General features: G+C 39.0%; 10 protein-coding genes and 1 pseudogene. 3 read left to right on the top strand and 8 right to left on the bottom strand.

The window, feature by feature from the left end; genetic code table 11:
* Nucleotides 1-419 precede the first annotated feature (419 nt).
* Complete coding sequence (locus BUB11_RS26220) at nt 420-1895, bottom strand: Lsa family ABC-F type ribosomal protection protein (RefSeq protein WP_073033562.1); 1476 nt, start codon at nt 1893-1895, stop codon at nt 420-422.
* Nucleotides 1896-2621: 726 nt separating this feature from the next.
* On the opposite strand from BUB11_RS26220, the gene BUB11_RS26225 reads away from it, so the two are divergent.
* Complete coding sequence (locus BUB11_RS26225) at nt 2622-3050, top strand: hypothetical protein (RefSeq protein ID WP_073033565.1); 429 nt, start codon at nt 2622-2624, stop codon at nt 3048-3050.
* Between the two features lie 99 nt (nt 3051-3149).
* Here the strand turns inward: BUB11_RS26225 and BUB11_RS26230 are convergent, their stop codons facing one another.
* The 4 genes from BUB11_RS26230 to nrdR form a co-directional block, all read right to left on the bottom strand.
* A complete protein-coding gene (locus BUB11_RS26230; RefSeq protein WP_073033566.1) occupies nt 3150-3911 on the bottom strand; it encodes a DUF4367 domain-containing protein in 762 nt (253 codons plus the stop codon).
* Entirely contained in the window at nt 3878-4396 is a 519-nt protein-coding gene (locus BUB11_RS26235) for an RNA polymerase sigma factor (RefSeq protein WP_073033568.1), read from the bottom strand. The genes BUB11_RS26230 and BUB11_RS26235 overlap by 34 nt, the downstream gene beginning before the upstream one ends.
* A gap of 427 nt (nt 4397-4823) precedes the next feature.
* Nucleotides 4824-7214 (bottom strand): vitamin B12-dependent ribonucleotide reductase, encoded by a 2391-nt coding sequence (locus tag BUB11_RS26240; RefSeq protein WP_073033570.1) that lies wholly within the window; start codon nt 7212-7214, stop codon nt 4824-4826.
* 35 nt (nt 7215-7249) lie between these two features.
* Nucleotides 7250-7726 carry a transcriptional regulator NrdR gene (nrdR, locus tag BUB11_RS26245; RefSeq protein ID WP_073033572.1) on the bottom strand — a complete coding sequence of 159 codons (477 nt, stop codon included), beginning with the start codon at nt 7724-7726 and terminating at the stop codon, nt 7250-7252.
* A 246-nt stretch (nt 7727-7972) separates the two neighbouring features.
* Between nrdR and BUB11_RS27955 the strand changes: the two genes are divergently transcribed.
* Entirely contained in the window at nt 7973-8110 is a 138-nt protein-coding gene (locus BUB11_RS27955) for a hypothetical protein (protein WP_007778236.1), read from the top strand.
* 144 nt (nt 8111-8254) lie between these two features.
* Here the strand turns inward: BUB11_RS27955 and BUB11_RS26250 are convergent, their stop codons facing one another.
* On the bottom strand, nt 8255-9961 hold the full coding sequence (locus tag BUB11_RS26250; RefSeq protein ID WP_073033574.1) for a long-chain-fatty-acid--CoA ligase: 1707 nt from the start codon (nt 9959-9961) through the stop codon (nt 8255-8257).
* Nucleotides 9962-10387: 426 nt separating this feature from the next.
* Between BUB11_RS26250 and BUB11_RS26255 the strand changes: the two genes are divergently transcribed.
* The gene (locus BUB11_RS26255) at nt 10388-10909 is read left to right on the top strand and encodes a hypothetical protein (RefSeq protein WP_073033576.1); all 522 of its coding nucleotides are present in this window, start codon (nt 10388-10390) and stop codon (nt 10907-10909) included.
* 208 nt (nt 10910-11117) lie between these two features.
* Here BUB11_RS26255 and BUB11_RS26260 read toward each other — a convergent pair whose 3' ends face one another.
* Both BUB11_RS26260 and BUB11_RS26265 read right to left on the bottom strand, forming a co-directional pair.
* A complete protein-coding gene (locus BUB11_RS26260; RefSeq protein WP_073033578.1) occupies nt 11118-11909 on the bottom strand; it encodes a DUF3102 domain-containing protein in 792 nt (263 codons plus the stop codon).
* Between the two features lie 123 nt (nt 11910-12032).
* Nucleotides 12033-12140 (bottom strand): annotated as a pseudogene (locus BUB11_RS26265) (glutathione peroxidase); the annotation flags it as partial.
* Nucleotides 12141-12189 lie beyond the last annotated feature (49 nt).

Genomic DNA, 12189 nt, shown 5'->3' on the forward strand with positions numbered 1-12189 from the left:
AGCAACTTAAGTGATGGAACCTTGCCGTGCGCGCCTGTAAAATCTCCATTCGGGCTACGCCCTCCTTCCGATTTTACAGGCGCATATCTATACCAATAAGTGGCTCAATATTCTTCCAGCGTTTTCACCAACATGGCTCACTATTTTACTGGCGTTAGTGGATCAACTTTTTTCTGGCGAGTGGCTCACTATTTTCTTGACATTCGCACGCAATCCCATGAATCTATATGAGTATACCATACACACATCAGCAAGAGGTGAAATTCTTATTTCAATATTCAATTTTGTTTTTTTCTAATCAGCATTTCCTCCGCCTATATTATAGAATTACCCTCTCTTTATGGAAATCATATCATAAAAAGAGGGTAAATTGGTTTTCTGCAACCCCATGGGACTGTGCAGAAAGCTATCTTCTGTCATCAGATATTTACAAACTTTGTCGCAATATTTTCGCTGAATGTCCTATCATGCTCTACAAACAAAATAGTCGGTTGATATTTGAGCAATAACTCTTCGATTTGTATACGGGAAATCACGTCAATATAGTTAAGTGGTTCATCCCAAATATATAGATGCGCTTGTTCGCATAAACTACTGGCAATCAGTACTTTTTTCTTTTGGCCACCGCTATAAGTTGACATATCCTTTTCAAATTGAACTCTGGAAAAACCAAGCTTTCTTAAAATGGATTTAAAAAGGCTTTCATCAATCTTGTTGTTTGCAGCAAAGTCAGTTAAATCGCCCTGAAGATGCGATGTGTCCTGTGAAACATAGGATATTTTAAGCTGACTCCCTTTTCTGAAAGTGCCTGTATAGGCTATATTTTCACCACAAATAAGTTTAATGATACTTGATTTCCCTGAGCCGTTTTTACCCACAAGCGCAATTCGGTCACCTTGCTCAATAGTAAAGCCTACTTTACAAATTATCTTTTCATCGTAAAAAATCGAAACATTCTCAAGTTCGGCAAGTTGGTTTTTATGATAAGTAAGCTGAGAAATCTTCAGGCTGTCGGAGTCTTCGATATTTTTGAGAAGTTTAGACTTTTCATCAATAGCAGATTGTTGTCTGTTTTCAATTGACTTAGAGCGTTTCATCATTTTTGCGGCCTTATGACCGACATAACCTTTATCCAGCTTGGAACCCGAATTTGTTGTTCCTTTTTTTGTCTTTTCCACTTCATTCGACCAGTTACTCGTTCGTTTAGCGGAATCTGACAAGCGATTAATGTCTTTCCTAAGCTTTTCGTTTTCTGCAAACTCAAAGCTATCCTGCCTTTTTTTATTTTCCCACCAACAAGAAAAATTGCCTTTTTGGATTTCTATATTGGTCTTATTGATTGAAAGAATATGGTCAACGCAGTTATCAAGAAATGCTCTGTCGTGTGATACCAGAATAAAGCCACTTTTGGTATTGAGATAATCACTGACAAGTTTTCTTGCAGTCATATCAAGGTGATTGGTTGGCTCATCAATCAACAGAAAACTATTCTCCTTAAGAAACAACGCCGCAAGCAATACTTTCGTTTGTTCTCCGAAGGATAATGAATCAAAAGGACGATACAAAACATCCTCAGAAACTTCTAGTAATGAAAGTTCACGCATCAATTTCCAGTGGGTATAATCCGGAAAAATGTCGCTGATTAGATCAAGGGTATTCCTTTCCTCGTTTACTACATTGAAAGGAAAATATTCAAAGCTAACATTTGCAGAAATGTTACCGCTGTATTCATATTTACCAAGCAACAAATTAAGAAATGTTGTCTTACCTCTACCATTTCTCCCCGTAAATCCTAATTTCCAATGAGTATCTATTTGGAAATTAACGTTCTCAAAAATGTTATCATAACTGCCATCATAGGCAAAGGTCAGATTTGTAACATTTATTAGAGACATAATTTTGTCCTCCTGTGCAAAAAATTAATGAGCTGCAAGAAAGTTAAATTCTTGCAGCTCGCAAATACACAGCAAAGCCAGACCCATTTAGGGTATGGTAAGGATGTATTATTTGAGTGAAAAGAAATAGTAACTTTCTTGCATCAAGCACAACAAAACAAGCGGTTTCTGCCACTGGTTCCGTATTTCATTATGCTTAGATATTTAGCAAGAAAAATTACGCATCTTTCCATCTCCAATCTCTAATTAATATATTTTATTATACAATATAATCAAGAATAATTCAAATCCCTCGGACCCTTACGGTCCGAGGGATTTGAATTATTCTATTTAATACTAGTAAAACGAAGACTTATTAGCATCGCAATTATAGCAATATGATTTCTTTTCTTCGGTTTCAGATTCCCACGACCATCTTTTATTACAATAAGGGCATTCCATTTATAGTTTGAAAATTACGGACTGAAAAATTCTTTTTAGTTGTAAAACCCTTTCACCTTGTGACAAACCTTAATAATAGCGTAATCGGAAATATTCCGATTCAAGAACCGGAGATTTTACGACTCTAACGTCCGATAACTAAGGTTATGACAAAAGATTTTATCCCAAGTAAGTTATAGGGCTAAAAATCTTTAAAAATTTTAACGAATTACTTGTAAAGTTTTGTAACCTTTTAGCCCCCTTTTATACTCTATATATTAGAATATATAGAGAGGAGCAATTCAAATGAAAAAACTTATACCAATATTTCTAGTTATCTCATTGTTACTAGGAATCCAAGTAGCTTTAGGAGCCGCAGAAACCAAAATGAGCGCAAGTGGGGTAGTAAGCCCAGCAGCCTACGAAACTATTTCTGGAGGAGAAGGTAGACTGGTTAATAATGGTAACGGTACAATCAACATATCTGGATTTACTTCAACCTATAAACCCGTTAAAGAAATAGGGTTAAAATTACACTTGCAATATCTATCTAATGGCACATGGCGTACAGTTGATAGCTATAGTTACACTAAAACCAATTCAGATTTAGTATCTGGCGGGGAACAAATAAGGGTGTCTAGTGGTTATTATAGAGTATTTGCACAACACACTTCCTTTGATGGCAGTATAAGTGAAAGTGGTCAAACATACTCACAATCACTATATATTCAATAATATCTAAGGCTAGTATCAGGCATAAGGGACAAATCCTAGATGTCTCGACCTATTAAAAATGTATTTTTAGTTTAAAACCACGGCTTTCGCCGTGGTTTTCTAGGTTATAGAATATGCAATTTTAATAATTTCTTCTTCGGTTATTTCTCCTTTAATTTGAAGCAAGAGACCCCTTAGTTGCCAATTCAATGTATTTAAACCGTTCTTACTCATAAATAGCATAGCGGGGCTACCATTAACCATTAGATCCTTAACGACAGTATCATCTGTATCATACAACGATCCCCGTGAAGTTCCGTTAGCACTGTTTTGTTGATTGAAAAGAATTACCTGATCCTTAATATTATACTCAATAGAAATCTGATAAACATCTGCTCCTAGAGATGTAAGTGTAACTCGTCTTATATTAGTTTCAGAAGGCAGATAACTTGGAGTGGCCAACTTAAAGGGAATCGAGGTTTGGGCTTGCTCTAAAGTAACTTCTTTTTCTACATTAGTACCTAAATTTTGTATCTTTGGCATATCAGGATCATTACCCGGTTTGTAAGTCTCAATTTTATTTACTGTTGTTTTTCCAACTATATAGTCAAAAAACTCACCTATCTTCCCCCCTAAAGCATTTGCATTATGTGGGTATAGGAAGTTTATTGAACCTATTGAAATGAGAATTGCTGCGGCAACAACTATTCTTTTTCGGTTTAAGAAAACTTTTTGTTTGGTTGGAATACTTTCTGTTTCTAATATGTGCTGCTTTATCTTCTGCCACTGATCATCTATATTTGGAACCTCAATATCGGCATTTAACTCTTTTGATAACTGACTTTCTATTATTCGCTCAAGTTCCTTTTCTGATAAGGCCATTGAAGCTCCACCTCCTTATTTTGATTTATCAGTTTTCTAAATGCTTCTTTTGCACTATGTAATCTTACTTTCGTATTCGAGAGGCTAATGTCTAATAAGTCGGATATTTGCTGCAAGGTTAAGTCAGCATAATACTTCATGACTAAGATTTCATTGTCTATATCCTCTTTAAAATCAATATTGTCTTCTCCACTATATGAAAGTGTTTCTATGTGAAAATCTGTTATCGGGGTAATCTTTTTTTTGTTTTTATTCTTTAACATATGTTTCGCCTCATTTAAAGCAATAGAAATAACCCAGGAATCAAATTTATCCTTGGACTCTAATTGATTTAGCTTATTATAGGCTATTATAAAAGACTGTTGAACCGCATCCTCCGATATGTGACTATCTTTCGTATAAGTATAAATGGTTTGATAGACTTTTTTATAATTTTGCTTCACGAGGATTTCAAAGACATCCAAATCGAACCTATTATGTGACATTTGTTTTTCCTCCTTAAAGTTAATTCAAGTAGATCATAAGAAAACCCTCTCAGGAGGATAAAATTTTTTAATCCCTATCCAAGTAAAAATGGGATTAAAATAATTATTTTGACCGGTATCGATTCTATTAAGGTAAAGACCTTCTCCCTTTGTTTACTTAACATTGGGTTACGTATTGTTTTACTGTTTTACAATATAAGTATGGCTGCTCTTTTTATAACGTACTTTATCGGACTCAAGGGAAAAGAGTAAGCCCTTGAAGAACCAAAAACAAAAAGCCAATAACCGTGGTATTTCAGTTATTGGCTAAGATGCGTTTGGGGTAGTCCAAATCCTTATTAATTTTTCCAAGCGACAAAATATCATTGTCCAATAGTGTCCGACTTTATTATCTAGTGACAGACTTTATTATCAGTTAACATTAATCTTATCCACACTTTGAATAGCCGCAGTGAGTGCAGACAACACAACCACTTTCATGATTGATCGACATTCCACACTCTGGGCAGGCATTTCCTGGGGCAACATTTACATGGGCTTTTTTTGTAGTGCCCTTTTCTGCCGCAACATTCCCTTGTCCTGCTACAACATCAGCCTTTTCGGTCGCTAGCACTTGTTCTTGCACGCCCGCTTGAGACTTAGTGAAATTTATCCCGACGTCATTATACTTTCTAATTACTCTAGCAATAGCATCCGGGCAGGATGTGACATTAACCCCTTCTCGCCGCATACAAGCAGGACAACGAATTCCCTTGATCTGTTCTGTAATTGCATCTACTGACAGGCCGGAACGCAGAGTTATAGAAATCAGACGGGCAGTAGCCTCGGATTGGGATGAGCATCCTCCGGCACGACCAGTATTCGTAAACACTTCACAAATTCCTTTTTCGTCTGCATTAACACTTACATATAGGTTTCCACACCCAATTTTAATTTTCTCCGTAACCCCTATAGTTGTAGTCGGTCGTGGTCGAGGAACGACTGTGTTCACCTCGGGGACAAACGGTACTTTAGGAGCAGAGATCGGTGCCTTAGTCCCAGCAACCTTTTCATCTTGGGATTGTACTGTCGCGGTACCCGTGGAAAGCACCTGCTCTTCCCGACTTCCATCGCGATAAACTGTCAGGCCTTTACAGTTAAGTTCATCTGCAAGTCGATAGGCCTCCGCAATTTCTTCCCGTGTCGCAGAGTTAGCAAAGTTAATCGTTTTAGATACTGCGTTATCAGTATATTTCTGGAATGCTGCTTGAATTCGGATATGCCATTCAGGAGCAATCTCTTGGGCCGTAGTAAAGACTTCCTGTACCCAATTTGGAACTTCTGCCAAACCTAAGACGGTTCCCAGGTTTGCGATTTTCTCCATAAGGTCTTGGGAATAGAAACCAAACTCTTTAGCAAACGATTCAAAGAGCGGATTTACTTCCACCAAAGCTGTCCCATCCATTACAGTTTTAGTATAGGCAACTGCAAATAAAGGTTCTACCCCACTCGAAGCGGCACAAATCATGGAAATGGTTCCAGTAGGAGCTATAGTCGTTAGGGTTGCATTTCTCAGCTTCATAACCCCATCATAAATAGAACCCTCATAATTTGGGAAAGTTCCGCGTTCTTCAGCCAATCTCTGAGACTCAATACGGGCCTCGGTTTGGATAAATTTCATAACCTTTTCTGCATATTCAACTGCTTCTTCAGTAGAATATGAGGTCTGGAGTAGAATAAGCATATCTGCAAATCCCATGACACCTAAACCAATTTTACGATTTCCTTTGACCATCTTATCAATAATTGGCAGAGGGTATTGATTAGCATCTATTACGTTATCAAGGAAGCGAACCGACAAACGTGTTACCTGACTTAAACGCTCCCAGTTGATCACCATTTTCCCTTCTTTTTCGATGACCATCAGTTTAAGATTGATTGACCCTAAGTTACAAGCCTCATTTGGAAGCAATGGTTGCTCACCGCATGGATTCGTAGCTTCAATCTTCCCTAACAGCGGGGTTGGATTTCCTTGATTTAAACGATCGAGGAAAACAATTCCAGGTTCACCGTTTTTCCAGGCATGGTCTACAATTATATTAAAGATCTCTGGCGCGGACAATTGTCCGACAGCACTACCCGTATGGGGGTCTATGAGATCATAAGATCGTTCTTCTCGAACGGCTAGCATAAATTCCTCGGTAATTCCCACAGAAATATTAAAGTTTGTAATTTCCTTATTATCCTCTTTACACTGAATGAAATCTATAATATCTGGATGATCGACACGAAGAATTCCCATATTGGCTCCCCGACGGGTACCACCTTGTTTAACTGCTTCTGTGGCAGAATTAAATACTTTCATGAAAGAAATTGGACCGGAGGCTACTCCACCGGTTGAACGGACCATACTATTTTTGGGGCGTAAACGAGAAAAGCTGAAACCAGTCCCTCCACCAGACTTATGAATAATGGCTGCATTTTTTATTGCATCAAAAATTTCTTCCATGCTGTCCTCAATTGGCAACACAAAGCAAGCGCTGAGTTGTCCGAGGTCACGACCTGCATTCATTAACGTAGGTGAGTTTGGCATGAACTCGAGGTTGGCCATCATGTTATAAAAATCTTTGATCAGAGCTTGAATTTCCTTTTTACCCTTACCGTAATTTTCCTCCTCAATTTGGGCAACCACACTAGCTACTCGATAAATCATATCTTCAGCGGTTTCTATTACTTGTCCATCTTCTTGTTTTAAATACCGTTTTGCTAATACAACCCGTGCATTAGGCGTTAAATTAGCCTTCGGCCATGTCTTTGGTGCTTGTCCTTCGAAACTCAACTCAATACCCCCAACTTTCCTTATCACTACTCAGACTAATTTCTCTTTTTGATAGATCCTCTTTTTTCAATAAGTTCATGCAGCTCTTCCATAAATCGTTGTATGTCTTGAAACTGTCTATAGACAGAAGCGAAACGTATGTAGGCAACTTCGTCCATATTAAATAACTGTTCCAAAACTGCTTCTCCAACTTCGGAGCTTGACACCTCTCGCTCATTACGATTACGCAATTTTTTTTCTATTGCGTAGGCTGCTTCCTCGATTTCATCGATGGAAATCGATCGCTTTTCGCAAGCTCTGAGCATGCCGGCCATCATTTTAGATCGAGAAAATCCTTCTCGTCGACCTTCTTTTTTTACAACGACTAATGGTGAGTCTTCGAACTTTTCAAAGGTGGTAAATCGACGCAAACAACGTTCACATTCCCTGCGTCTACGGACCGCTGTTCCTTCTTCAACCTGACGCGAATCATGAACTTTCGTGTCCTCATTTCCGCAGAATGGACAGTGCACAACCTCAACCCCCAACATATAGTACGAGTTTAATTTAATCACACTATATGTTGTGTGTCAACAGGTCTTAAGTCTTATTTATGATTGAATCTATCAACTTTATTTTTTTGATTTTTTCTTCCTTTAATTTTTAAATAGGAGTATTAATTTAATTAATGTGAAAAGTAGTATTCCATAATTAAAAGGGGCAAAATAATTTCGTTATCTAAATTAGTTTGATTATATATGAAGGAGTTGAGGTAATTCGTGATAAAGAAATTCCCAGAAAGAAACGCTAATCCTAATACCAAGCCTATTCCATCTCGTCCTGAAGATCAACCGAGCATGGATTCCAGAGACGGGCATGGACTTTCAAAAGAGGAAGCATTGCGATCTAAGAAGTAACTCTAAGTTAACTTAGCTTTGGTCCTGTCCTTCGTTCAATTCATATATCTACCGCAACAAAAACAGGAGTCAGCTTATAAAAAAGATGACTCCTGTTTTTTAATGCCTTGGAAATCGTACAAAGAATTCTGATGTAGTTTTAAGTTACATACTCACTGCAATTTCTTGGTTAGCAACCACCTGAGCCTCCGCAGCTCTTTCTTTTTGTAATATTTTTTCTCGCTCTTCGTCAACTAAATAACGTCGCAGAACCTTGCCGACAGCCGTTTTCGGCAAACTCTCACGAAATTCTACCTTCTTAGGTATTTTAAATCCAGCTAGTTTTCCTTGACAGTATTTCAAGATTTCTTCTTCCGTTTCACTCGATCCCTCTTTAACAACAATATATGCCTTAACGATTTCTCCCCAATACGGATTGGGAATTCCAGCACACACTGCTTCTCTTACGGCTGGGTGGGTATATAAAACTTCTTCTACGTCGCGGGGATAGACATTATAACCACCCGTTATAATCATATCCTTCTTTCGATCGACAATATAGAAAAAACCGTCTTCATCTTTGTAAGCAATATCTCCGGTATAAAGCCAACCATCCCTTAAGACATCCTTTGTTTCCTCAGGTCTTTGCCAGTATCCTAACATGACTTGATTTCCTTTAACAACCAATTCACCGATTTCCCCAGGTGGAAGCTCCCTCAGACCTGTCTCTAGGTCCATAATTTTCGAATTCGTATTGGGTGCCGGAACCCCAATTGAGCCGACTCGGGCATTGAATATCGGATTTAAATGAGTAGCAGGCGATGCCTCAGATAAACCATAAGCCTCGACTAATCTTCCACCAGTTAATTCACCAAAACGAATTGCTACTTCCTTTGGAAGCGGGGCAGATCCGCTTAGACAGCACCGAATAGAGGAGACCTTATATTCCTTGATCCTCGGATGATTAATTACTGCAACGTACATGGTTGGCGCACCAGGAAAAAGCGTCGGTTCATAGTCGTTGATGTGTTGGAGCACAGCATCGATATCAAATCTAGGCAAAATTATCATTGCCCCTCCAGAAAGTATTGCTAAGTTCATACAAGCAGTCAAAGCGTATATGTGAAACAAGGGCAATACGGTTAATACTCTTTCCTTTCCCTCTTGACCCCCAATCCATTCCCATGCTTGGAGTGCATTGGCTACAAGGTTATGATGAGTTAACATAACGCCTTTAGCAGTTCCGGTCGTCCCACCGGTATACTGTAATACTGCAATATCATCCGCCTGAGATACCCATTCAGGGGGGACTAATTTATCTAAGCTTAGATCTAAGAGTTGTTCCTCGAGGTCTACATACACTGAGTTATCCGCTAATCCTAAACCAGCTAAGCCAGAAAATCCACTTAAGTAGTCTAAGACAATTAATTCTAGTCCAACATCTGCTTTGATTGCTGCAATACGAGGCAAAAGCTGCGGAATAGAAATTATCCCTGTTGCCCCCGAATCTTGTAATAAAGCTTTTAGTTCGCTTTCCACATATAGTGGGTTGGTCTGCACGACAACTGCCCCTATTCTTTGAATTGCAAAGAATGAGATCACCCAGTTAACGCTATTAGGCATAAATATGGAAATTCGATCTCCCTTTTTTATCCCTCTTAGCACAAGCATCTTAGCCATCCGCTCAATGAGAACATCCATCTCGCTGTACGTAAGTTTCTTTCCCCCGAAGATTAATGCCAGGTTATCCGGGAATTTTAACTTTGTTTGTTTCAACATACCCATTAAAGTCAATTCAGGAATTTCTACCTGTCTCCGAACATTCGGCTCATAAAAGCGAAACCAAGGTCTTTCTAAGGTAGCTTCTTCCATGCCTTTATTCCTCCTTCAATTTGAATGTGTGTTCATTCATTTATATTTCTTAATATTCTATATATTATTACTATTCAGATAATAATATATAGTGACCAATTTTGTCAAATGCATTATTTAACTATAATTTCTATGCTGCTGAGTGTCTTAACCCCTGAATCGCCACAAATCCTATTCTCTAGTTATTAAAGAAAGTAATTAAACCTTACACAACTCCTTAATTAATGGTATATTTACTATGTAAATGACCCTAAAGTCCTCTTTGAAGTACTCAGCGGAATGTTCGATGCTCTTTTTCTGTGAGAGGCAGGGAGGGCTTTTTACTATAATTTTTTAAGGGTGTCAGAAAAACTATGGTCAATAAATAATCCTAATTCCTTATGCTTGGCATAAAATTTTTTATTTAAAATTAAGGAGTCGGAATTAATGAAGTTTCTTACAGGTGTTTTATTAGCGATAACAATTCTAGTGAGCGGATGCTCTAACAATAATGGATCTATTGCGACAGTTAATGAACCTCAAGTCCAAGTACCTACAATAAACATAGTTTCAAAAGTAACTCATTTATCAAAAAATGAGTTCGAGAGAGTTGGGACTCAACGCATTCAAGATCCTAAAGTCGATGATTTTCGAAATCTCATACTTAAAATAGAGATCGCCAACGGTAAAAATGTTACAAGAAAGGAATTAGTCGTTCCCAGTACTATTGAGTTTAGACAAATTTTAACCTCAGATCGTTTATGGTTCGGAAATGAAGCCTATCAAAATAATGAAAACCAAGAGTTGTCGTTTGCCGAACGAAATTATGTTTTATATTATAGGGAGTTAACTGATGACAAATTGAAAGAATTACTTAGTCCTATTGAATTTCACATAAGTTGGGTTAATATCAATGGAGATAAAACCTCTATGGATTATAAGTTAGTGGATTATCTTGTTTTTGAATAATCAAAACCACCCGACAAAATAAAACAGGCGAAAAGACCACCTCGAGGTGGTCTTTTCGCCTGTTACCTGGCGATACGAAAGGCAGGAAATCCTCAATTGGAGGGTTTCGCCGAAGCCGCGATCCATCCCGGTCCTCCAAGTTATTTGACGCTTACCTCATGGCCGCACCTATAACTTCAATCCCCGTACTTATACCTTGCCCTTCGATTTACCACCTTTCATAGGTGGCGTAAGGTTTAACCGTCTTCATATTCGTCGTAGGAACAGGCGGCCACTCTTTGAGCCTTTCGACCATATATTCAGCAAGCCGGCTCGCGTCTTTACTGCATTTTTCTTTTACCGCCAGATCTAGTCTAGCCAGTTGAACGAGGGCTTCCAGCAGTTCCTGGAAGGTATCGGCGATGGTTTGGCGGCAAGCGAGGCATGTTTCTTCATATTTCGTAGTAAAGGTTTGGGAGGGTGCAGTTTTTGGCCCGCTTACGGGTTTTTCGTTTTTTTTGACGGTTAGATACTCTATTTTGATATCCCCAGGATTATTGGGCATGGGGGTAACTTGAGCCCGCTCTTCCTCCGAAGCGGTTTGGTTCCGTTCTTTGAGAGCCTGATCCAGTTCCCGGGTGGTCATATCTTCAACATCATGCTCCTGAATAAATTTCTGCCGCTCATCTTCCGGAATCCCCAGCAAGAGAATGGCCTGGTAGTATGTCAAATTCGTCGGCGCTGACGAATTTGAGCTGCCGCTGTCATCGCCGGCAGCAAACAGTTTATCTCCATATTCTTCAAAGAGCTGCACCAGCCTGTTGGCTGTACGCTGGGAATAGCTCACCGATTCCACCAGCCATTTTCCCCATTCTCCATGGGAGAGCAGGGCCTTGGCCTCCTTCAGGCGCTTACCGATCTCGATGGCATTGGTAAGCATGATTTTGCAAGTTTGTTGTTTGATCCTATTAATCTCAGCCGCGATAACTAGCGGCGTACGTTCAGTGATAGGTTCCTTCATTTTGACACCCACCTTTTTAATAGCTTTATGACAGCATACGCAGACGGGCTTCGGATGGTGAAAGCTTGGGTATCACTCCGGCGTAACCTCAGCAACATTTAAACTGCCGGCCAAGTCTGGTTTTAACAGTCTCCAAGCCTTATACTGGGGAGTAAAATCGCACTTGCTGGCAGTATTGACGAAAAGTAATACTTTTCCCTTATATTCTGGCATTGCAACCTCGTTTCCCTCATTTCCCTAAAGAAACACTTCGTGGCGAAGGATGAGCTTTTCGCCACAT

Origin of the sequence: Desulfosporosinus lacus DSM 15449 (genome assembly GCF_900129935.1) — a bacterium.
GTDB lineage: Bacteria > Bacillota > Desulfitobacteriia > Desulfitobacteriales > Desulfitobacteriaceae > Desulfosporosinus > Desulfosporosinus lacus.